General features: G+C 44.0%; 23 protein-coding genes. 3 read left to right on the top strand and 20 right to left on the bottom strand.

Features of this window, described 5'->3' with window-relative positions:
* Positions 1 to 130 precede the first annotated feature (130 nt).
* The 9 genes from LXO72_RS00480 to LXO72_RS00440 form a co-directional block, all read right to left on the bottom strand.
* A complete protein-coding gene (locus tag LXO72_RS00480) occupies positions 131 to 1,225 on the bottom strand; it encodes a nucleotidyltransferase (RefSeq protein ID WP_233331219.1) in 1,095 nt (364 codons plus the stop codon).
* A gap of 6 nt (positions 1,226 to 1,231) precedes the next feature.
* Positions 1,232 to 1,972 (bottom strand): class I SAM-dependent DNA methyltransferase, encoded by a 741-nt coding sequence (locus tag LXO72_RS00475; RefSeq protein WP_233331218.1) that lies wholly within the window; start codon positions 1,970 to 1,972, stop codon positions 1,232 to 1,234.
* A 208-nt stretch (positions 1,973 to 2,180) separates the two neighbouring features.
* On the bottom strand, positions 2,181 to 2,534 hold the full coding sequence (gene rsfS / locus LXO72_RS00470) for a ribosome silencing factor (RefSeq protein WP_129270143.1): 354 nt from the start codon (positions 2,532 to 2,534) through the stop codon (positions 2,181 to 2,183).
* Positions 2,535 to 2,548: 14 nt separating this feature from the next.
* A complete protein-coding gene (locus LXO72_RS00465) occupies positions 2,549 to 3,049 on the bottom strand; it encodes a cysteine hydrolase family protein (protein WP_233331217.1) in 501 nt (166 codons plus the stop codon).
* Positions 3,050 to 3,646, bottom strand: a complete 597-nt coding sequence (yqeK, locus tag LXO72_RS00460; protein ID WP_233331216.1) for a bis(5'-nucleosyl)-tetraphosphatase (symmetrical) YqeK — start codon at positions 3,644 to 3,646, stop codon at positions 3,050 to 3,052. It lies immediately after the preceding gene.
* Positions 3,646 to 4,275 (bottom strand): nicotinate-nucleotide adenylyltransferase, encoded by a 630-nt coding sequence (locus tag LXO72_RS00455; protein ID WP_129270137.1) that lies wholly within the window; start codon positions 4,273 to 4,275, stop codon positions 3,646 to 3,648. Before LXO72_RS00455 ends, yqeK begins: the two co-directional genes overlap by 1 nt.
* Positions 4,276 to 4,296: 21 nt before the next feature.
* The gene (yhbY, locus tag LXO72_RS00450; RefSeq protein WP_006595720.1) at positions 4,297 to 4,608 is read right to left on the bottom strand and encodes a ribosome assembly RNA-binding protein YhbY; all 312 of its coding nucleotides are present in this window, start codon (positions 4,606 to 4,608) and stop codon (positions 4,297 to 4,299) included.
* A 219-nt stretch (positions 4,609 to 4,827) separates the two neighbouring features.
* Positions 4,828 to 5,934, bottom strand: a complete 1,107-nt coding sequence (gene yqeH, locus LXO72_RS00445; RefSeq protein ID WP_031575855.1) for a ribosome biogenesis GTPase YqeH — start codon at positions 5,932 to 5,934, stop codon at positions 4,828 to 4,830.
* Between the two features lie 2 nt (positions 5,935 to 5,936).
* Entirely contained in the window at positions 5,937 to 6,464 is a 528-nt protein-coding gene (locus LXO72_RS00440; protein ID WP_045759146.1) for a YqeG family HAD IIIA-type phosphatase, read from the bottom strand.
* Between the two features lie 183 nt (positions 6,465 to 6,647).
* On the opposite strand from LXO72_RS00440, the gene LXO72_RS00435 reads away from it, so the two are divergent.
* Positions 6,648 to 7,268, top strand: coding sequence for a TVP38/TMEM64 family protein (locus LXO72_RS00435; protein WP_061454661.1), 621 nt, complete (start codon positions 6,648 to 6,650; stop codon positions 7,266 to 7,268).
* 32 nt (positions 7,269 to 7,300) lie between these two features.
* On the opposite strand, the gene LXO72_RS00430 is transcribed toward LXO72_RS00435, so the two are convergent.
* The 10 genes from LXO72_RS00430 to LXO72_RS00385 form a co-directional block, all read right to left on the bottom strand.
* Positions 7,301 to 8,212 (bottom strand): DMT family transporter, encoded by a 912-nt coding sequence (locus LXO72_RS00430; RefSeq protein ID WP_233331215.1) that lies wholly within the window; start codon positions 8,210 to 8,212, stop codon positions 7,301 to 7,303.
* A 124-nt stretch (positions 8,213 to 8,336) separates the two neighbouring features.
* Positions 8,337 to 11,984 (bottom strand): pullulanase, encoded by a 3,648-nt coding sequence (locus LXO72_RS00425; protein ID WP_233331214.1) that lies wholly within the window; start codon positions 11,982 to 11,984, stop codon positions 8,337 to 8,339.
* 159 nt (positions 11,985 to 12,143) lie between these two features.
* Positions 12,144 to 13,184, bottom strand: coding sequence for a 2,3-butanediol dehydrogenase (locus LXO72_RS00420; protein ID WP_233331213.1), 1,041 nt, complete (start codon positions 13,182 to 13,184; stop codon positions 12,144 to 12,146).
* Positions 13,185 to 13,292: 108 nt separating this feature from the next.
* Complete coding sequence (locus tag LXO72_RS00415) at positions 13,293 to 13,673, bottom strand: hypothetical protein (RefSeq protein ID WP_233331212.1); 381 nt, start codon at positions 13,671 to 13,673, stop codon at positions 13,293 to 13,295.
* 98 nt (positions 13,674 to 13,771) lie between these two features.
* Positions 13,772 to 15,214, bottom strand: coding sequence for an Asp-tRNA(Asn)/Glu-tRNA(Gln) amidotransferase subunit GatB (gene gatB / locus LXO72_RS00410; protein WP_049474046.1), 1,443 nt, complete (start codon positions 15,212 to 15,214; stop codon positions 13,772 to 13,774).
* A complete protein-coding gene (gene gatA / locus LXO72_RS00405; RefSeq protein WP_233331211.1) occupies positions 15,214 to 16,680 on the bottom strand; it encodes an Asp-tRNA(Asn)/Glu-tRNA(Gln) amidotransferase subunit GatA in 1,467 nt (488 codons plus the stop codon). The genes gatB and gatA overlap by 1 nt, the downstream gene beginning before the upstream one ends.
* Complete coding sequence (gene gatC / locus LXO72_RS00400) at positions 16,680 to 16,982, bottom strand: Asp-tRNA(Asn)/Glu-tRNA(Gln) amidotransferase subunit GatC (protein WP_002884769.1); 303 nt, start codon at positions 16,980 to 16,982, stop codon at positions 16,680 to 16,682. The genes gatA and gatC overlap by 1 nt, the downstream gene beginning before the upstream one ends.
* Before the next feature lie 136 nt (positions 16,983 to 17,118).
* Positions 17,119 to 17,688, bottom strand: a complete 570-nt coding sequence (locus LXO72_RS00395) for a cysteine hydrolase family protein (RefSeq protein WP_048789815.1) — start codon at positions 17,686 to 17,688, stop codon at positions 17,119 to 17,121.
* Positions 17,688 to 18,476, bottom strand: coding sequence for a GTP-sensing pleiotropic transcriptional regulator CodY (gene codY / locus LXO72_RS00390; RefSeq protein ID WP_233331210.1), 789 nt, complete (start codon positions 18,474 to 18,476; stop codon positions 17,688 to 17,690). Before codY ends, LXO72_RS00395 begins: the two co-directional genes overlap by 1 nt.
* Before the next feature lie 185 nt (positions 18,477 to 18,661).
* Complete coding sequence (locus LXO72_RS00385; protein WP_023024219.1) at positions 18,662 to 19,876, bottom strand: pyridoxal phosphate-dependent aminotransferase; 1,215 nt, start codon at positions 19,874 to 19,876, stop codon at positions 18,662 to 18,664.
* Between the two features lie 212 nt (positions 19,877 to 20,088).
* On the opposite strand from LXO72_RS00385, the gene LXO72_RS00380 reads away from it, so the two are divergent.
* Positions 20,089 to 20,541: a universal stress protein gene (locus LXO72_RS00380; protein ID WP_048716469.1), complete on the top strand. Its 453-nt coding sequence runs from the start codon at positions 20,089 to 20,091 to the stop codon at positions 20,539 to 20,541.
* Positions 20,542 to 20,582: 41 nt separating this feature from the next.
* On the opposite strand, the gene LXO72_RS00375 is transcribed toward LXO72_RS00380, so the two are convergent.
* Positions 20,583 to 21,995, bottom strand: coding sequence for a Cof-type HAD-IIB family hydrolase (locus LXO72_RS00375; protein ID WP_233331209.1), 1,413 nt, complete (start codon positions 21,993 to 21,995; stop codon positions 20,583 to 20,585).
* A 64-nt stretch (positions 21,996 to 22,059) separates the two neighbouring features.
* On the opposite strand from LXO72_RS00375, the gene LXO72_RS00370 reads away from it, so the two are divergent.
* Positions 22,060 to 23,022 (top strand): asparaginase, encoded by a 963-nt coding sequence (locus tag LXO72_RS00370; RefSeq protein ID WP_233331208.1) that lies wholly within the window; start codon positions 22,060 to 22,062, stop codon positions 23,020 to 23,022.
* Positions 23,023 to 23,124 lie beyond the last annotated feature (102 nt).

The raw sequence follows: 23,124 nt of genomic DNA, 5'->3' as shown, positions 1-23,124 counted from the left end.
TCTAAATTTGGCAAAAACAAAAAATCCATTGTCTAAAAAAATTTTTAGACAATGGATAAACACTGTTTCCGCGCAGCATCACTTTCTTGCCTTACGTGAATGTGGGCAGAAAAAATTTACGTCAGACTTTCTATTCTTCCACTCTCACTGGCACCCGACCCCAGATCTGCTCTGGCAATTGGGGATGGCCTAGCTGATACACCTGATCCGCTTGCTGGGTCAAGGCATCCCAAGGTTCCTTACCGATTCTAGTCACGATTTCTACTGATTTTTTCAAGCCTTTGAGGTGAGCTTGTCCCTTTGCGGAAAATCCTAAGACATGAATGGCATCGGGAAGAGCTTGATCCATCACCCCTACCAAGATGTAGGTCAAGATGCGACGGACACGAGCCTTGGTATAGCGCTTTGTTGCGACTTTCTCCACCAACTCTTCCACAGAATTAGCACTTCGAACTGCCTCCTTTATCCGATGGGCCAGCTCCTCATTGACTTGAAAAATCTGTGTCAGATCTGGATGGGTTAGGATTTGATAACGGAGCAGTTGGTCATAATCCTCCCAAGATACCTGTGGAGCCGACTGAAAGAGTTGGCTATTGGGCATGAATTTAGCGACAAAATCCTGATCTTCCTTGTGCAGGCGTAGACTAGTGGCAGAAGCATAGGCCACTTCTTTTTCTTCTGAATGGTAGCCTGCACCCTGGCGTTGAATAGGCTTGAGCGCAATCCCCTTCCCAGCACAAGCCTTGGCATAAGCCAAGCCCAGGATATGGTTGGGAGTAGCTCCTGTGAACTCCACTCCAGCAAAGGTTTCCCACATTTTTTGGGTCTTCTGTGGATAGGATAAATCATCCGGAAGGCTTCGCAAGAAAGCTTCCATTTCCCTTGCTTTCTCCGAATAAACAGTCGCAATCGCTTGGTAATCTATGACCTCTTCTGTCCCAAAGGTCAATTGGTCGATTCCCAGACGGGACAAAATCTCCACCGCTCCCTTGGCAAAATGATCAGCTGACTGAACAGCCACGAGAAAGGGGAGCTCGACCACCAGGTCTGCTCCATCTTCCAAAGCCATCTGCGCCCGTGTCCACTTGTCTACAATGGCAGGCTCACCACGTTGGACAAAATTCCCAGACATGGCAACGATTTTCAGTCCTTCTGCCTTTTCCAGCAGGTACTTGTGTCCATTGTGAAAGGGATTAAATTCTGCAATAATACCTGTAACTGTCATGCTGTCCTACTTCTGTGCTACAAAAAACCAACGTTTGCTGGTCTTTGTTGGCTCTTTGTCCTCAAAGTCTGCATACAATTTGAAAGATTTAAAGCCAGCCTGCTCCAATAAGATGTCATAGGTTAAAACTTCATAAGTGCGTTCCTCATGAACTTCATCGTGGCGACTAAAGGATCCATCCTCTTCTTGGACAAAGAAGGTCAGCTCATGGACGATGGAGTGGGGGGCTTCATCCTCGTAGGTATCCCAAAGCATGGCAAAGTCTTCCGCATTTTCATGATAAGAATAGCCTGGGAAGACCTCATCTGTCTGGTAGGTCGAATGGACATCAAAAATAAAGACTCCGCCTTCATTGAGGACATTATAGACTTCCTTAAAGACGTCTCCTACTTCTACCTCGTCCTGCATGTAGCAGATAGAATCCGAGTAGCAGGTCACGAAATCATAAGTGCCTGCTTGCGACAGGTCCAGCATATTGCCCTCGATAAAATCAATCTTCTGCTTAGCTGAAGTAGCTCTTTTTTCAGCAATTTTCAGCATGTCAGCACTCAGGTCTAACCCTGTCACATCAAATCCAGCTTGGGAAAAACGAACAGATTGAATTCCTGTCCCACAAGCCAATTCCAGTAATTTTTTCCGATCCTTGCTTTTAGGGAGATGGCGGAGGGAAAAATCCGTCCACAAATCATACAGACTGTCATCCATGACCGCATCATAGACCGCCGCAAATGTTTCATAAGTCGCCATAAATCAAGATACAAAGAGCCTTAAAAGCATAGAGAAAATAGGAAACTTTCTGCCGTATCGTCAGATACAAAGGAAGTTTATCTTTTTCTCACAGCTTTTAGCTCGTGTTCAATTATCAAACTAACTAAACACAAGGCCCTATCCTTTCTTTCCATAGAATTTCAATTTAACCAACAAAACTCAGTTGCTACCAACTGAGTTTACCTGCTTATGCTAGGGTTGCTGAAAGATCAACAGCACTTGCTTCGTGCCAAAGCTTTTCTAGGTTATAGTGGGTACGCATTTCTTCTGAGAAGACATGGACCACCACACCACCTAAGTCAAGAAGGACCCAACCTCCAGCTGAATCACCTTCGACGTGGCTGGCATTGCCACCAGCTTCAACGACCTTCTCGCGAATATTTTCAGCGATAGCCTCCAACTGACGGCTATTCATAGAGCTTGCGATGACAAAGTAATCTGTCACGCTGGTCAAGCTTTGAACATCCAAAGCGACAATGTCTTCTGCACGCTTTTCATCGGCAGCTTTAACAACAAGTTCAAGTAGTTCTTTTTCTTTCATGTAATCCTCTTCCTTTAAAAAATTGATTTGTAATCTAAGACATCCGCAAAACGTTCTTCCCAAATATTCTCATAAAATTCATTGAGCGTTTCTGCTGGGATATCCTCTCCATCAAAGGTTGTGACAGCACCTTCTGGAATGACCAGCTTGTAGCCGTATTCAAATCCCACTTTGACGGATGTATCGACACAATATTCTGTCTGCATACCACACAGGACCAGTTGTTCAATCCCTTGTTGATCCAAGTATTCTTTTAATCCTGTCTCTTTAAACATGCTATTGTATCGCTTCTGAAATACCTTTTCATTCTCCTGTCTTTTCAACAGGGGCGATAATTGCCAATCTTCTGAGGCTAAAGCCTCTGGCGTTTCGATATGCTGTATGTAGATAATTTCAACCTGCTGTTTTCTAGCCTGTTCTTGTAAATAAGCAATCTTCTCTAAGAGCTTTCCTGTCTCAAAACCTGTTTCCACTAAGATATTTTGTACATCGATAATGATAAAAGCTGTCTTCACTCACTGCTCCTCTTTCAAATACTTCACAAAGGCGTTATAGGTTTCAAGGGTTTGGGGATAAATGGGCAATCCTTGGTGAGCCAAGTGTTCGACTGTGCGAGCCGTCTCATAGGCCACGGCACGATCCAAGGAGACTTGGGCGATGTCACGAGCTTGCTCTACCCCCGGAAAAGCCCGGTTGTGCTCAATATAATCGGCCACATAGATAATCTTGTCTAAAGTTGACATCTGTCCGCTTCCCACGGTGTGAATCTCAATACTCCGAAGAATGGCTGGATCTGTCAGTCCTAGATCTTCTTGGATCTTGTAAATCCCAACCATCCCATGCCAGACATTATTGCCCCAATTTTTTAATGTTGGATCCAGCTCATAGCGATCGATCAAATCGAGAAATTCCTGATCTGATAATTTCTTGGCATAGTCATGCAACAAACCTGCTAGTCCAGCCTGCTCTTCATCAGCCCCATAGCGTTTGGCCAAGTCACGCGCAGCTTTCTCAACCCCTAAACAGTGGGTTAGCCGTTTTTCTGGCAAGATTTGACCCATTTTTTCAAGTAAGACTTCACGAGAAAAGCCGAGATAGTTTTCATAGGTCATTAATACAAACCTTCTTTCTTGATGTAGTCCAATACTGGCTTTGGCAACATAAAATTGGGCGTCCGACCTTGGGCGATAAACTCTCGCACCATGCTAGAAGAGATGTCCATAAGAGGAACATCGACCCAGATCACAGGATAGGAGGTTCCCGCCTTGTAACGGGGACGTTGAACACCGACAAACTGCACCATCTCCACTAATTCGTCAATCCGATACCATTTTGGCAGGTAGTCAACCATATCCGCTCCAATGATAAAGTAATAGTCTGTATCTGGGTCTCGCTCATTGAGCAGCTTCATCGTATCGTAGGTATAGGAGATCCCTTTACGCTCTAGCTCAATCGTCTCGATCTCCAGACCTTCAATACCATCAATGGCTAGTTCGAGCATTTTCAGACGATGACCTTCATCTATGGTTTCTTTTTTATCCACATGCGGAGGCTCATATTCTGGCATGAGAAGAACCTTGTCCAAGCCTAATTGCTGGCGGACTTGATCTGCAACTACAAGATGGGCATTATGGACGGGATTGAAATTCCCTCCGAGGATTCCCACTTGTTTGCGTTTCTTATCTTTGATCTCTGGCTCTAACTCCACCTTGGTAAAGGGGGTTAATAGTTCAATGGCCATATACCTGCTCTCCTGTGTCTCTTAGATTTCTTTTACTTTGACTGAAATCTTCCGGTTTTCTTTTTTGCTTGATTGTTTGTATAAGATGAGGATGCGTCCAATTTTTTGAACTGTATCCACACCAATTTCTTCTTCCAAGATTTCTGCTACTTCATGGATATTCTCATCCGTATTTTGAAGAAGGGTCACTTTGATCAGTTCGCGCGCATCAAGCGCTTGGCGCACACTGGTTTTGATTTGGTCATTGAGCCCATTTTTCCCGATTTGGATAATGGGTTTGAGGCTGTGGGCTTGGCTGTTGAGGAAAGCCCGTTGTTTGGATGTTAATGTCATGCTTTTTTCATGGTTTCTTTTTTGATACTTTTCTGATGTGGTGGCAGTCGTCAGCGACCTCCTAGCGGAGTTCCATGACTTAAATTTGAGCCTAAAGCCTCAAATTTTCCGCGGCTAAGTAGTAAAATATCTACTTAGGCTTTCACCACAGCGAAAAGTATCCTTTCTAGGCTCGTTGCACTCGCCCAGTCTATAAAGAAACTATTTCCTTTCAAATTTTTAAATAATAGCTTTGCGGGTAACGACGGCGACGCCTTCTGGTGCCCAGACGGCTACTTTGGCTTCTCCATTGACGCGGATCCAGCCGAGGCCTGAAATGACCAGGTCTGTCTTGTCCTTGATGGTAAACTCATGGGAAATCAAAGGTGGGAATTCTTCTTTTTCCTTGCTATTGGGAGGAGTTAGTAAGCCACCGACATGCTTGTCATAAAAGGCGGTCGCTCCTTCTAGCTTGGTTCGGTGAAGCTTGAGTTCATTATCAAAGAAGGCGGTGAAGCCTTGCTTTTCTCCCTTGATAAAGTCAAACCGTCCCAGACCACCCAAGAAGAGGGTTTGCTCTGGATTGAGCTGATAAGTCTTGGGTTTGATTTCCTTTTTAGGGCTGACATACTTGAGGTTTTTTGCCGTCAAGTAATGAGCCATTTGGTGGCGATGAATAATCCCCGGTGTATCGTAGATGTAGGATCCATCGTCCAATGGGATTTCAATCTTGTCCAGTGTCGTCCCTGGGAAGCGAGAGGTCGTGATGATATCCTTGTCTCCAGTGATTTCTTGGATAATCGCATTGATGAGGGTCGATTTCCCTACGTTTGTCACACCCACCACATAGACATCACGTCCCTTGCGGTACTGCTCAATCTTTTCCATCAAATCCTTGATAGCACTCTTGTTTTGGGCAGAGGTGAGGACCACATCGACAGGACGCATGCCTTCTTCGTGGGCCCGCTCCATCAACCAATGGGTCACCTTGCTATCCTTGACAGACTTAGGCAAGATGTCCTTTTTATTTCCGACTAAAAGGACATCATTTCCTGCTACAAAGCGTGGTAGGCCAGGGATAACGGATCCATTAAAATCAAAAATATCCACTACATTGACCACGAGTGCATCACTATCCCCTACTTCGTGAAGGAGCTTTAGGAAATCATCATCTGTCAGATGCACATCTGTGATTTCATTGTAGTGACGGAGACGGAAACAACGTTGGCAATAGACTTCGCCTGTTTCCAAGCCCTTTTCAAGAGCTGATTGGGGAGTATAGCCTAGCCCCTCTTTGTTTTCTGTCTGAATGGGCGCTCCACAGCCAATACAGAATAATTCTTCCATTCTTAAATTCCTTTTTTATATACAATCGGACCATATTTTTCGGCCATTTGCTTCATGACACGGCGTTCACGCGCCCGGTTGATCTGGGTCTTGATGGAGTCATGCTCAACCAAAGGTTTGACCAAAATCGAACGAATGCCCGCCCGATGGGCAGCCCGGATATCCGTCATCAGTTGATCCCCGACCATGACCACTTCATTTTTCTCATAGTGGAAACGTTTGAGAGCCCGATCAATCCCAAAAGTAAAGGGCTTGAGCGACCAGGCTTCATAGTCAATATCAAATTTCTCAACAGCGCGCTTGACCCGTTTGGGACTATTATTAGACACCACGATAACCCGAATCCCTCCGTCACGAAGGTCATGCAACCACTGGCGCATCTCAGGAGTCCCATCCGGATTATTCCAAGCAATCAAGGTGTTATCCAAATCCACAAGGACTGCCTTAATACCTTGTTTTTTCAAGTCTGCAACGGTGAGATCATAGGCTGCTTCCACCGCAAAATCTGGTTTGTAATTTTCGATTGACACGTTTTTCTCCATTTTTTATATTCTCTTCATTGTAGCATAAATAGACGTATTTTGCACTTGCTTCGTTGTCTCACCTTTGTAAGAGGACCCATTCTATCTCTTTGATATTCCCTAAAATAGACAAAATCGTTACAAAGTTCCAAAAACGTGGTATAGTAGAAGAAAAAACTACGCGGAAGAGTTATGATAACAAAAGAAAAAAAAATGAGGGAGGTCTCCCCTCTCCTCCAAAAAATCATCAATTGGTCCTCCATCGTTGGGGCCCTGGCAACCCTTGCTTTCTGTATCTGGGCCTACTTTGCTGGCATCCTCCAATCCAAGGAAACCTTGTCGGCTTTTATTCTCCAAGCAGGGATCTTCGGTCCACCTCTCTTTATCTTTCTTCAGATCCTTCAAACAGTGGTCCCTATTATTCCTGGCGCTCTTACGTCTGTCGCTGGTGTCTTTATCTATGGCCACATCATTGGGACCATCTACAATTACATCGGCATCGTCATTGGCTGTGCCATCATTTTCCACCTCGCGAGAATGTACGGGCCTAAATTTGTCCAGTCTATGGTCAGCCAGAAGACTTACGACAAATATATTAACTGGCTCAACGAAGGCAAGAGGTTTGATCGTTTCTTCATCTTCATGATGATCTGGCCCATCAGTCCAGCGGACTTTCTCTGCATGCTAGCTGGATTGACCAATATGACCTTTAAGCGCTATATGACCATTATTATTCTCTGTAAACCGATTACTCTGGTCATCTACACTTATGGTCTCACATATATCATCGACTATTTCTGGCAAATGACCTAAAAAAGATGTTGGGCAAACACCCAGCATCTTTTTTATAGAATTCCTTTTTCTTTTTGAATAATGAGGTCTTTCAGAGAGATTAGAAGAACTGCCAACAGGATCATCCCCATCCCTATAAAATCAATCGCATAGAATTGATCGTTCATAATCATATAGGCGAAAAATACAGCGGAAATAGGCTCGATAGAAGCTAATAAACTCCCCTTGACCGCCCCGACCATCGAAGTTCCTTTAAGAAAGACCGTATAAGCAAAAATGGTTCCTAACACAATCAAGCCAAAGAGGGCCCAGAGGTTATCCGAAGAATAGTGTCCTTGAAAGGATACCAAGCCACTAAAAGGAAGCATGAGAATCCCTGGCAAGAGCATGCCGACCCCAATAACCAGCATGCTTCCCCATTTTTTGATTAAATTGAGGGGTAAAATGATATAGAGAGCGTAGGCAAAGGCCGAAAACAAGCCCCAGCCTAGACCCTTGGGCGTAATAGCCAATTGATTCAACTGTCCATGGGTTGCAATCAAGAAGGTCCCCCCAATTGCTAACAGCATGGAAGCAATCTCTGAGACAGTAGGCCCTACGCGATCTTTGATGCAGGTATAGGCTAAAACACCAACTGGGCAAACGTATTGAAGCACTGTTGCAGTTCCAGCATTGGTTTCTGCAATAGCGATCAGATAGGTCAACTGAGTCAATAGCAAGCCCAAAAAGGCGAAGAGAATCAAAGAGATATAAGAGCTTTTATCCTTAAAAAAGGCAACAAACTTCTCCTTATCAGACAGATAGGCAAAGAGAAGGAGGACGGCACCTGCAATCAGCAGGCGAATATTGGTCAAGATAATGGCCGAAAAACCATGTGCCATCAAATATTGCCCGCTGACTCCAGAAAGTCCCCAAGCAATCCCAGCAATCACGGTCATCAAGGTTCCTTTGAAAGATGTAGACATGTTGCCTCCCAAAACGAATTAATACAGTACTCGACTTCTTCTCTATTCTATCACAAAAACCAGCCCAAAAGGGCTGATTTTTATTGGATTTATAAACTATTTTAAACCCTAGATGAAGAAGAAACTACTCTTCTTTTCTTCCTTTTTTCATCATGCCAAATCCAAGACCTGTCAAGAGGGAGAGGCCAGCAAGACTAGCAAGTCCAGACGATTGTTCTCCTGTAGCAGGCAACTCGTCTGTTTTCTCTGATGATGGTTTTTCTTTGACGATGAAATCTTTGATCGGTTGATCTAGATCCTGATGAGATAGGGGATCAACTTGAGGGATCAGATCTTGCTCTGTTAGGAGATATTCTGGTTTTTCCAAGACTGCAGGAGCTACAAAAGCACCTTGAACCGGAAGTCGCAGAACGGTAGCCGTTAATGCATCCAGTCGAAGTCCTGTTTCTGTCCAAGAAATTCCTTTTGGATCAGTCAAATGGATCACACCTGCGCGTTCACCATCCACTAGAACATCCGCCTTTCTAAAGCGTTCTAAGTCCGTTCCTAATGCAAAGTCACGCGCCTTGGTATCCGCATTGACTAACACCAAGTATACTTCTCCATTACTTGCTGTGATTTGGTAGCCAATCACCTGATCCTCTTCTTCAACTCCATTCTCACCTGGAATCGTCAAGAGCTTGACGCGGTTCTTCACTTCTTCCATATTATCCATGCGGAAGGCGTCTGTTGACTTACGAAGGGCAATCAATCCTTTGGTGAAGGCGCGAGAGCGCGTATTCTCTGGATAGAGGGCTTCATTGGTTGCTTTTTCCCAATCAAAGTGGTTGATGGCATCGCTTGAGTCATAAGAATCGTGGATGAAGTAAGGGTAGTCAAATGGTTTTCCATTTTCATCTACTAATAAATGAGATTTGTTTGGAACCTTGTCTTCGGTAACAGGCGTGCGGTAAGCTGGATCCTTGAATTGCTTGGTTCGACCATATTCCTGACCAGAATGAAGGAACGGTGTTCCTTGAGCTGTCAGAACGAGCAGGTTTCCGAGACGCAAGCGACGATGAATCTCTGCATTATTGGCTGGGATGCTAGGATCCTTCTTGATAGACTGAGCGATAATATCAAAGAGGGTCAAGTTATCATGGGCCGCAATGTATTGGATGACATCACCTGGGCTATCTGCCTCAAAGTTGGTTGGTTGCGCGATGAGATTCTTGAAGATGGTCGCAATCTTCCGTTTTCCATTGGTGATAAAGGCTGGTTGTCCCTCATTTGGGTAGCCAGATTTTAGATTGTTTCGAACATCATCTGAGAATACTGCAACGGTGTCTGTTTTCTTCATCCAGGATTGGTCTGCTGGTTGTACCGGACTGTTTTCATCACCTGCATAGGTCACCCAGCCTTCACCCAACATGATGAGATTTGGATTTAGAGCACGAGCTGCCTTGTAGGCTTCTTCGATAGAGGCTGCATCATGATCACCCATCATGTCAAATCGGAAACCGTCCACCTTGTAGGTATCCACTAAATACTTAATCGAATCGACCAAGACTCGTTTGGACATGTAGTGGGTGGTTCCTAAGCGTCCACCACCAAAGCTTGTCCGAGGTGTACCGTCCGCATCCATGAAATGGTAGTAATTTGGCTCGATATCTTCAAAGATGTCCACATTAGCTGTATGGTTATAGACAACGTCAAGCACGACTCCCATTCCACGCTTGTGAATTTCATTGACCAAATTCTTGAATTCTTCAATTCGTTTTTGAGGATTGCTTGGATCTGTTGAGTACATACCTGTTAAGGCAAAGTAGTTCTGTGGATCATAACCCCAGTTGTAATTGCTGTTGCTCGATGCATACTCTAACAAGCGCTCGCTGTTTTTCAATTCATTAACGTGGTAATAAGATAGAACTGGCAAGAGTTGAACGTGGGTTACACCAAGGTCTTTAAGGTAATCCAATTTTTCAACAAAGGAAGCAAAGGTCCCAAATTGACTCTTAAGCTCTGATGCCAAAGCCGGATCAGAAGTGAAGTCGCGGACATGAGCTTCATAGATGATAGCATCTTCCCGCTTCTTAAAGTTTGGAATGGATGCATAGGTTAAGTCACTCGGACCTAATCTACTTGGATCCACAAAGGCTGCTTTTGCTACCTTATGAACCGCATCTGCCTTGGACAATTCACTATTCCAAGCCGCCAACGATTTGGCATACGGATCAAGGACCGTGAAGGTTTTCCCTTGGCGTTCGATTTCATACTGGTAGAAATAGCCCGTATAATCTTGGATATCCAGTCCTGAATCAGCAGAAAGGGTCTGCTTCCAAGTGCCTCGCTCCCCTTTTTCTAGAGCCACACGGCCAACTAGTTTTTCAGAATCGTTCTTGTCATAGATGACAACGGATACCTTGTCCGCACTTGGTGACCAGAGGGTGAGATCAACCTTCTTCCCTCCTTCATGAAGATGAGCTCCGAGAGTTCCATCATAGCTATAGGCTTCATCCTTGAGGCGCCAGTTCATTTTAGTTGTAAAGCGGTCATTGTCGTATTGAACCGTATAGGATTGATCAACCTGAGAGAAATCCCCTGTATAGGTCACTTTCTTTCCAGCTTCATCTAAAAGCAGGTCCGAGATGGTAACTGGATTACCCTGAGCATCCGTGATCTTGGTCCGCTTGAGCAATTCTTCTTTCTGTGCCCCTGCCAAGGTCGAGAAGCTGGCTTCAATCTTTTCCTTACCGACATGTTGGGCACCCGTCATACGGATATCGTTGACATAGTATGGGTTGGTGTAAACAGTCGGATCATCGTCCCGTAAGAAAATCTGGCTGTGGTTCTTCAAGTCAGCAAATTTATAATCTTCTTGTCGAATTTTCACATCGTCTCCAGACTTACTCTCATCCAATAATAAGAAACCAAATTCTTTTGCAGCTTCCTTTAGGGGGATATCAATGTAACGACCGTATTTCCCTGTCGCTGTAAAATCTGTCCCATCCGGCCAGGCAGCACTGCTCGGATTCTCTACATCTCCCCAATACCAGAGAGATTTTTTGTCATAATTTCCATCTGTCCGATAATAATTGACTCTGACCATTCCCTCTGCTTGAGGCTGATAAGAATAGACTTTAAATTTGTCATCTAACCAGGCTTCATTCATTTTTGGAGAGAGTAATTCAATGGACTTGTCCCCTGTGATATTGTCCCCTTTAACATTGTTGATGAGGAAGCTAATCTTCTTAGCCTGATCATTTTTAAGCTTGACATCTAGATAATAGCCGTAGTCATCTGTCTTTGCATCCTTAAAGGATTGAGCACCCGTCGGCCAGTTTTCCGAAGGTTTTTCAACATCATCCCAGGTCCAGAGCCCCTGAGTTTCCTTGTTTTCTTCTGGTAGCTTTTTCACATGAATCCGGATGGTCTGATCAGCAATCGGCTCCTCTGCCTTCTCAGACTGAGGAGAAGCAACCTCTTCAGTGAGGGCGCTTACATTTTCAGGCGCAGTGACACTTTCTTCCGCCACTTTTGGAGTTTCACTTGTCTCAGTGTTCGCAGCTGGCTTCACATCTGATGAAGAAGTGCTTGCTTCATTTGACGGGGTTGCCACCACTTCTGAAGCTGTTGCGGGGGGATTGACCACCTCATCCGCACTGACTGGACCAGCAAAGGCTGTTAAGAGGGCCAAACTCGTCGCAATCGCCACCGAACCAACGCCATTTTTCAATCGACGAATCGCATAGACGACTTGTTTATCGCCTGTTACAGAAGAATTCTGTTTCATATTTGTCTCCTTAAAATGATTAGTGTTCAACCAGTATAGCATGTAAAAATTATTTATGCAAGCGTTTTCTCAATTTATACTATCTTTTTATATTGTCCTCCCTATTTTTAAAAAAACCAGCCCAAATGGACTGGTTTTATTCTGTAAGGATGTAGTACATTATGGCTCAACCAAAATCTTGATTTGCGATTTATCTTGCGTTAATTCGATAAAGCCATCTTGAACAATGTTTTCCAATTTGATTTTCTTGGTAACCAATTTTTCAGCAGAGAAATAGCCTTGTTCCATCAATTCCAATACTTTAGGGAAGATGTGGCGATAAGCGATAATCCCTTTGAGGGTCTTTTCTTGAATGGCGAATTCGTTTGGATTGATGCTGGCTTCGCGTTCCCAAATGGATACGACCATACACTCACCTGCCTTATGGACAGCTGCCAAAGCTTGTCCAAGAACAACAGGAACCCCTGTTACTTCATAAGACACATCCGCTCCCCCATCCGTCAAACGATGGATGGCTTCTACGACTGTTTCACCTTCTTCTGGACGAACCACAATGGCACCTAGCTCTTCTGCTTTGGCTTGACGTTCAGGGGACAATTCAACCGCATAGATTTTTGAAGCACCAGCTGCACGAAGGGCTTCCACGATTAAGAGACCGATAGGCCCCAAACCAAAGATAACAGCTGTATCTCCTGCCTTGATAGCAGATTGACGAACTGCATAAACGGCTACAGCAGCAGGTTCTGTAAGCGCTGCTTGCTCATAGCTCAAGCTATCTGGAATCACATGGACCAAATCTCCATCTAGGACACAGTATTTAGCAAACCCACCATCTGCCGCAAGACCGACGAAGTTCAAATTTGGATCAAGGTTATAATCACCAATTAAGTTGTGTTTTGCTAAAATTGGCTCGATCGTCACACGATCACCGACTTTAACACGAGTCACATCGCTTCCAACTTCAACAATTTCTCCAGCAAACTCGTGACCGAGGGTAACGGGTGCTTTTTGACCAGAATAGACATGCTCTTCTGTTGGAATGAAGATTGGCCCATCCAAGTATTCATGCAAGTCTGTCCCACAGATTCCCGTGAATTTGACCGCAACCTTTACTTGATGAGGTTGTACTTTAGGGACTTCTACTTCTTCGATACGAACGTCCTTCTTGCCATGCCAGCGAGCAGCTTTCATTGTTTCCATATGATTCTCCTATTTTTCCATGAATTGCAATTCCCTTTCAGGAAACCCGACAAGCATATTGTAAACCCTTTCACAAACTTTGTCAAGAAGAAACAGACGGTTAATATCTTAATTATCGGTCCGAGATGACTCTAATTTCCAACCGACAATCCAGCCCAGAACAAGAAGATAATTTTCAAAAGCTCCAATAGCATTTACTGGCAAATGATAGTTGAGATAAGCAAATAAATGATTGGTCCCAATCCCAAGCCCACCAATGATCAAGGCCAATAAAACCGTACGAAGATAAAACCAATCATATTTGAGTTTGACAGCAATCAGGATCACAAGGACCGCCACATTCCAAATCCCAATCTCCCGTTGCCAACCGACAGAAATACCATATCCCGAATGACTTCCCATATAAGTTGGAAAGAAGAGCTGAAAGATAATCGCTCCAGACATGGCGATGATAACCAGGACAAATAAGACTCTTAAAAATTTGTTCATGTAACTCCTCCTAATGCCAGTTGATATGTAATGATCTTTCCTATTCTAACACAATTTTATGGATAGTAAAAACCAACCTTTCGGCTGGTCTTTCTCTATTACTCTTCTTTCAACTTCGCCAATTCTTGGGCAAGTAGTTTAAGAGCTACTTGTGGGTTGGCTTGGCCTTTAGTTGCTTTCATGAGGAAGCCGGTGAAGGCCTTGTCAGCGTTACGTTTCCCTGACTTGAAGTCAGCTACGGCTGCTTCGTTATCTGCAAAGACTTGGTGGATGATTGGGATCAAGACTTCAGGATCTGAAATCTGTACCAAGCCAGCTTTTTCGACGTATTCACGCGCACCGCCACCGTTTTTCGCCAAGTGAACGAAAACTTTCTTGGCAATCTTAGATGAAATGGTTCCATCTTCGATGATGGCAATCATTTCAACCAAATTTTCTGGTGTCAATTGGATTTCTTCCAGCGTTTTGCCTTCTGCATTCAAGAATTGTGCGACTTCACCTTGGAGCCAGTTAGACACTTGTTTGGCATCGCCACCAAGGGCCACAGCTGCTTCAAAGAAGTCAGAAGTGACTTTCGTCGCTGTCAATTGGTTGGCATCATAGTCAGACAAGCCAAGCTCTGCCACATAGCGAGCACGACGGTCTTTTGGAAACTCTGGCAACTCCGTACGCATTTCCTCAATCCACTCATCTGAGATTTCAAACAAGGGGAGGTCTGGTTCTGGGAAGTAACGGTAATCCGCAGCTCCTTCTTTGACACGCATAAGAATGGTACTCTTGTTGGCTTCATCATAACGGCGTGTTTCTTGACGAATAATCCCACCTGAACGCAAGATTTTCGCTTGACGCTCCACTTCGTATTCAAGACCTTTACGGACGTTTGAGAAAGAGTTCAAGTTTTTCAACTCAGTCTTAGTACCAAATTCCTCTTGACCGTATGGGCGAAGGGAAATGTTAGCATCCACACGCATCGATCCTTCTTCCATCTTGACGTCTGAAATACCTGTGTATTGGATGACTTCTTTCAAAGCTGTCAAATAAGCATAGGCTTCTTCTGGAGAACGCATATCGGCTTCAGATACGATCTCAATCAATGGAACCCCTTGACGGTTAAGGTCTACATAAGAGAAACCGTCTGTTCCGTGCGTGTTCTTACCGGCATCTTCTTCCAAGTGAGCACGTTCAATCCCGATTTTCTTAGTTGAGCCGTCTTCCAATTGCACTTCAATCCAACCGTTATATCCGATTGGCTCGTCAAATTGCGAAATTTGGTAGGCCTTTGGATTATCAGGGTAAAAATAGTTCTTACGGTCAAAGTGCATGTGCTGGTGGATATCCATATTCAGCGCCAAAGCAGCCTTGATACCAGCGTCCACAACACCCTTGTTCAAGACAGGAAGCACCCCTGGGAAAGACCAGTCAATCACATTGGTATTGGCATTTTGCTCGTTCCCAAAGTGAGCAGAGGTTGGTGAGAAAATTTTTGAGTTTGTATTCAATTCAACGTGGACTTCAAGTCCGATGACTGTTTCAAAGTTCATTAATTGTCACCTCCGAAAATAAGGGGTTGTTGCTTGTGATAATCCGTCGTTGCTTCAAAGGCAGCTGCAGCTTGGTAGATGCTTTCTTCAGAATACTTAGGACCGATCAACTGCAAACCAACTGGAAGACCTTGAGCAAAACCTGCAGGAATCGAAATCCCTGGAAGACCTGCCAAGTTGACTGGGATGGTCAAGAGGTCAGCCAAGTACATGGCAACCGGGTCGTGGTTGAGCGAATCCAAATCAAAGGCTACGCTTGGGGCTGTTGGACCAAGGATGAGGTCGTAATCCGCAAAGACTTTTTCGAAGTCTTGGATAATAAGGGTACGAACTTGGCCAGCTTTCTTATAGTAGGCATCGTAGTAACCAGATGACAAACTAAAGGTACCCAGCATGATCCGACGTTTAACCTCATCACCAAAGCCTTGGCTACGAGTGTTCACGTAGATGTCATCTAAGTTTTTAGCATCTTCCGCACGGAAACCATAGCGAATACCGTCGAAACGTTGCAAGTTTGAAGAAGCTTCAGATGAAGCGATGATGTAATAAACGGCAACCCCGTATTTAGAATGAGGCAGGCTGACTTCTTCGACAGTTGCTCCCAATTTTTCAAAGTGTTTTGCCGCATTAAGGATAGTTTCTTTGACTTCTGGATCAATCCCTTCCCCAAGGTATTCCTTAGGAAGGGCAATCTTCATGCCTTTGATGTCTTGACCAATCTTAGAAGTAAAGTCAGTAATGCGGACTGGAGCAGAAGTAGAGTCTTTTGCATCTTCGCTGGAAATAGCATTGAGCAAGAGGGCATTTTCCTTGACCGTTGGAGCAAACGGTCCAATTTGGTCGAGTGAGCTACCAAAGGCAATGAGACCGAAACGAGAAACTGTTCCATAAGTTGGTTTAAGCCCAACAATCCCGTTGAAGGCGGCAGGTTGGCGGATAGAACCACCTGTATCTGAACCAAGAGACAAACGGACTTGCCCTGAAGCTACAGCTGCAGCAGAACCACTAGAAGATCCGCCAGGCACCTTGCTGTGGTCCCAAGCATTCTTGGTTGGTCCATAATATGAAGTCTCACCAGATCCACCCATGGCAAACTCGTCCATGTTGGTTTTTCCGACAACAATCATACCTTTAGCTTTGGCATTGGCAACCGCTGTCGCATCAAAGATGGGCTCGTAGTTATAGAGCATTTTTGATGCCGCAGTCGTCAAGATACCATCTGTTGAGATATTGTCTTTGACAGCGAGTGGAATCCCTGACAGGAGGTTATCTGCATCGATTCCTTTTTCATCAATGGCTTTGGCTTGCGCAAGGGCAGCTTCTTCGGCCACCGTTACAAAGGCATTAACCGCTTCTTCACGCGCCTTGATATCGTCAAGCGTCGCTTGTGTCAATTCCGTTGCTGAAATTTCCTTAGAGACAAGGAGGTCGTGCAACTCTTCAATGGTTTTATGGTTGAATGACATTAGGCATCTCCTCCATCTTCTAGGATAGCTGGTACCTTGATGTAGTAGTTATCTTTTTCAGGTACATTTTTAAACAAGCGGTCACGGTCCGTCCCTTTTTCAGCAACATCCGGACGCAATACGGTCTTACGATCCGCCATGGTTGTTGTTGGAGCCACACCGGTTGTGTCCACTTCTTCCAACAATTCCACCATATCGACAATTTTAGACAAGGTTGTCGCAAACTCAGCTGTCTCTTCTGGAGAGAACTTCAATTTTGAAAGATTGGCAACGTGGGTTACCTCTTCTTGCGTAATTTTCATCTTGCTTCCTTTCGTGAAATGATGATTTTTCAATACCCTCTATTTTACCATATTTTTAGTATTTATGCGGTAGTTTGGCAAGAAAATAGAGTCCGAGGAAGGCTAGGCATTAAGCCATTCTCCTCGAACTCTAATCTTACAATTCTTCTAATTGTTCATTCACCACTTTTGCTCCCAAAACATGTTTGAAATGATTTAAAGCAAACTGGTGATTTTCAGGAGTGAGCGACGCCACTGCAGGCGCGACAACTTCGATCTGATAGCCCAGATTATAGGCATCTACTGCTGTATGGAGGACACAAATGTCCGTTAAGACTCCCGTCAAAATAACCGTATCTACGCCACGTTCCCGGAGTCGGATATCCAAGTCAGTTCCTGAAAAAGCAGAATAATGACGCTTGTCCATCCAAAAAACACGCGGATCCGCTTTGTGCTCCCGATAAAAATCAGCTAAGGGACCATACAAATCACGTCCACTAGTCCCAATGATATTATGAGGTGGGAAGAGCTTGCTTTCTGGATGAAAGGGATCGTCTACATCATGAGCATCAATCGCAAAAAAGACATAGGCCCCTTGGTCAAAGGCTAGCTGGGTCACCTGGGCAATGCTCTCAGAAATAGCTTGTGCAGGAGCTCCTGCCGTTAGCTTACCTTCATCCGCTACAAAATCAACGGTGTAGTCAATCGAAATTAACGCTTTAGTCATTAGTAGTCTCTTTTCTTTATTTCTTCAAAAATATCTGGGATCAAGACTTTGAGGTAGGTTCCCTTCATCCCAAGAGAGCGGCTTTCAATAATACCAGCTGACTCCAGTTTCCGAAGTGCATTGACAATCACAGAGCGGGTAATACCAATCCGATCCGCAATCACAGAAGCAGTTAACTGCCCTTCATTTCCCTTCAATTCACCGAGGATGGCAGATACAGCCCGCAATTCTGAATAGGACAAGGTATTGACAGCCATATTGACCGCAGTCCGGCGACGAATATTCTTCTCATCTTCCTCTCGTTGGAAGTTCAACATTTGAATCCCAACTACGGTACTAGCAATCTCAACCAAAATCAAATCATCATCCGCAAATTCCTTATCATTGCGCCAAATAATCAAAGACCCCAAACGAATCCCAGATACATGGATGGGAGCAATCGTTGTCAACCCATCAGGAAAATCAGACTTTGTCTCTACTGGAAAGATACTTAAATCGTGATCTACATCTAAATTCGCCTCTGTATCATAGACTAAACTGGCCGCTTTCGCATAATCTTCAGGTAATTTTTTATTGTCAAAAAAAGCCTCAACCCGGTCATTATTGGTTTTGTAGCGCATGAAATAACCTAGAAGAGTTCCCTTGCTATTAATAATACAAGCATTACAATGAATGATATCAGCCAGTTGACGGGCAATTGCATTATAAGGCATTTCATCTTGCAACTGTTCTTCAGAACGTTTCAAGATAGATGTAATTTTTCTCGTTTTTTCTAATAATTTAGCCATAATAAACCTCGCATATAGTCAGCTAAAGTATATCATATAAGTGAGGGAATTTCAATCAAATTATCTGAAGATTATTTATTTTTTCTACAATTCTATTCAATTCAGAAAAATTAGCCTTATGTAACAAAATATTCGCTGGATTCATTCAAAAAAAAGAAACCGCCTATTAGCGATTTCTCTTACACTTATCGTTTGTATTGTTTTAAGAAACGGGTCATCTTCTCTTGAATTTGAGCCAATTCTTCCACTCGTGGAAGGTAAACAATCCGGAAATGATCTGGCTCTTTCCAGTTGAATCCACGTCCGTGAACCAAGAGAACCTTTTCTTGTTTTAAGAAATTCAAGACAAACTGCTCATCATCATCTACCCGGTACATTTCACGATCAATTTTAGGGAAGATATAGAGACCAGCTTTGGGTTTGACAGCTGAAAGCCCTGGGATATCGTTGATGGCCTTGTAAATAAAGTTCCGTTGTTCGTAGATTCGACCACCTGGAAGCAAGAGTTCGTCCACTGACTGGTAGCCTCCCAAAGAAGTCTGGACCACTTGTTGGGCCAAGACGTTTGAACACAGACGCATATTGGAGAGCATATTCAAACCTTCGATATAGCCCTTCACATGGTGCTTCGGTCCGGATAGAACCATCCAGCCCACACGGAAGCCCGCTATGCGGTGTGATTTGGACAAACCGTTCATGCTGACACAGAACAAATCTGGCGCGAGACTAGCAATGGCTGTGTGTTTGGCACCATCCATGACCAAGCGATCATAAATTTCATCCGCAAAGATAATCAAGCCATGCTGACGAGCAATTTCAACAATTTCCAACAGAATCTCATCTGGATAGAGGGCTCCGGTCGGGTTATTTGGGTTAATCACGACGATAGCCTTGGTGTTTGAAGTGATTTTCGACTTGATATCATCAATATCAGGATACCACTCAGCCTCTTCATCACAGACATAGTGTACTGCATTTCCACCTGCTAGGCTGACCGCTGCTGTCCAAAGAGGATAGTCTGGCATTGGCACAAGTACTTCATCGCCATTATCCAGCAAGCCTTGCATGGACATCACGATCAACTCACTGACACCATTTCCGATATAGATATCATCAATCTCAACATTCGGAATCTTTTTCAATTGGCTATACTGCATAATAGCCTTACGGGCAGAAAAAATTCCTTTTGAATCCGAATACCCTTCACTATCCCGAGCATTCATAATCAAATCATGAATGACTTCGTCGGGAGCCGTGAACCCAAATTCAGCCGGATTTCCTGTATTTAAGCGAAGGATTTTCTCCCCGTTGGCCCGCATGCGCATCGCTTCTTCTAAGACTGGACCACGAATATCGTAAGCAACGTGCTCTAGCTTGACGGACTTATTGTATTCTTTCATGATTTTTTCCTCACTTTATCAAACTGCTTCCATTATACCACTAGTTAATCTGGAGTACAACTGAGCAACCTCTTTCATTCTCAATGAAATCCTATAGATATCCGATTTGACCTTTACTTTCTATGGTAAAAGGTTTAAAATATAATTATAGGTAACATAAATGGGTTCTTCCATTTCTTTTCACGTTTTCAAGCATTAAAGGAGGACGGAACATGTCTCAAAAATACGAAAACATCATGGTTGCAGTTGATGGATCTCGCGAAGCTGAACTCGCTTTTGAGAAAGGGGTCAATGTTGCGTTGCGAAACGGATCAAAGCTTACTCTCGCTCATGTCGTTGATACACGCGCCTTACAAAGTGTCTCTAGCTTTGATGCCGAGGTGTATGAAGGATTCCAAACAGAAGCTAATGAACTTTTGGAAGGTTATATCAAACGTGCAAAAGAAGCCGGTGTCCAAAACATTGCTTCAGTGATTGAAATGGGGAATCCAAAAGTCCTCTTAGCGACTGATATCCCAGAAGAAGAGGGAGTTGACCTCATCATGGTTGGAGCGACTGGTCTCAATGCTTTTGAACGTTTACTAGTCGGGTCTTCATCTGAATACATTCTCCGCCATGCCAAAGTCGATTTGTTAGTGGTTCGTGAGACAGAAAAGACCTTATAAACTTTATAAAAACCAAAAGGTGTGAAGGAAAACGAATTTCCTCACACCTTTTTATTTTCTTCAGTTTCTGCTGTTTTTTCAGAGTAGTGTTTTTGATAAGCTTTGATTTGCCGTTCCAACTCTTTTTGAATGGCTGGCTCAGGTGCATACTTTTCTTCCCAGTCGTTCGGTTTTAAAATTTTATGCGTGACTTCATCAAAGTGAGCCTGACCATCTGGGAAAATCTTCCCCATGTTTGCACGGTGAACAATCTCAAAGACCTCTTCCGGATCGACCCCCATTAGAACAAAACTACCATAAGTCAGATAGAGCGTATCAATCAAGGCATCGACCTGCCCCACCATGGAGATCTCAGCTGGATGCTTGCTACGAACCTTATTGGCTGCCTCATCTAGGGCTTGATGCAAGCTTTCGATTGAACGATCAAAGGTTGCTTCATCCTTGCTCGCTGCCCGAATAAATTCAACCAATTCCTCCTGCTTAAACATGGTTCGGTAAAGAGCCTCTTGATTGTCCCAGGCCTTTGGTTCTTCCTGAGTTTGACCATCCATGAGTTGATGGAAGGCTTTGACCTTATTAAAGTGATCGTCGCGACTAACAAACAGTGACTGATCCGTGATAATGCCAAAATGTTCCAGCGCTTTTTGGATCCCGTCTTTGGTATTACTGGTCGTCGTATGCTGAGCTACTTCTTTGACCCTGCTGGTTCCATTGCCCATCGCAATCGATAAGCCAACACCCGAGAGCATTTCCAAGTCATTATCTGAATCTCCAAAGGCCATCACCTGGTCCATTGAAAATCCAAATTCTTCTCCTACGATCCGAATCCCTTCCAATTTTGAGTTGTCTGGATTGATAACGTCCGCCGCAAAGGGGCTGGAACGCGTAAATTTTAATTCAGGAAAAGCTTGCTCAACTTTTTGAGTGTCTTTAGGACTAGCTAATAAGAGAACCTGATAAACCGGTCCTTGGGCAATTTGTTGCAGTTGCTTTTGATCCTGAGGGACAGCCTTGCTAACCACCTTGTTGAAGCCCTGACTAACTGCCTTCGAAAAGCCTTTTGGTACAAACCGTGCAGACCATAGAGAAATCGGACTCAGACCAAAACTCATAATGCGAGAGCCTTCAACTCCATCTTCTGTTCCTAAGGCGATCTCAATGCGATGTTTTTTTGCGTAGTCAATCAAGTCATGCAGATTCTTCTTATCAATTGGAGAAGCAGATAAGACCTTGTCCTTGGTAAAAATATACTGACCATTATAGGTGACCGCAAAATCAAAGTCATAGCGCTCGATAAAAGGACGGACAAAGAAGGGTCCTCGCCCTGTTGCCAAACCAACAAAAATTCCTTGTTCCTTTAAGGCGCGAATGGCTTTTTCAGTTGACTTCAAGACCATTCGACTATCATTGACCAAGGTTCCGTCAATGTCAAAAAAGACCGCTTTTATTTCCATGATGACTTCTTTCTTTCCGTTTTATGATACAATAAATTATAACACACATTCCAAGGAGACACACATGATTAAGAAAATTTTGGCCCTTCATACAGGAGGGACCATCTCCATGCAGGCGGATGACTCTGGAGCTGTCGTGACCAATTCATCCAACCCCATGAACCATATTGATCTGTCACTGGCAGGGGTTGAGCTTACTTCAGAAGATTTTTTAAATTTACCCAGCCCTCATGTAACTCCTCAGCACATGTTACAACTCTATCATAAGATTCAGAAAGAGGCTTCCCAGTATGATGGGATTGTCATTACCCATGGTACCGATACTCTTGAAGAAACAGCCTACTTCTTAGATACCATGGACTTGCCAACTATTTCAGTAGTCTTAACAGGAGCCATGAGAAGCTCCAATGAATTAGGAAGCGACGGCGTCTATAACTATCTGACCGCCATCCGAGTAGCAGCAGATCCCAAATCACAAGACAAGGGTGTCTTGGTCGTGATGAATGATGAAGTCCATGCAGCCAAGTACGTGACCAAAACACATACCACCAATGTCAGCACCTTCCAGACCCCCACACACGGCCCTCTAGGCTTGGTCATGAAAAAAGAAGTTCTTTTCTTCAAAACAGCTGAACCCCGTGTGCGTTTTGATTTGCGAGAAATCAAGGGAGTTGTCCCCATCATTTCAGCCTATGCGGGCATGAAAACAGAACTCCTTGACCTACTAGATGTCCAACAAATGGATGGTTTAATCATCGAAGCCTTTGGAGCTGGAAATCTTCCTAAGGAAGTAGCTGAGAAACTCTTTGAATTTCAAGAGGCTGGCCTTCCTATTGCCTTGGTTTCCCGTTGCTTCAATGGAATTGCGGAACCTGTCTATGCTTACGATGGGGGCGGAGTCAACCTTCACGAGCACGGCATCTTCTTTGTCAAAGAGCTCAATGCAGCTAAGGCCCGGCTGAAACTATTGATTGCTCTCAATGCCGGATTAAAAGGTGATGAATTAAGAGACTATATAGAAGGGTAGAATAAAGATAGAAGGTGTGATGCTAGATACGTCCACCTTTTAAATTTAAAAATAGCTCTGATGGACTGAGATAATGATTGACAAGATGAATTTCAACATGGT

It is taken from the genome of Streptococcus sp. XMC (assembly GCF_021341835.1).
Lineage (GTDB): Bacteria > Bacillota > Bacilli > Lactobacillales > Streptococcaceae > Streptococcus.
The sequence above is the reverse complement of the archived record's forward strand: the minus strand, read 5'-3'. Positions and strand labels throughout refer to the sequence as shown.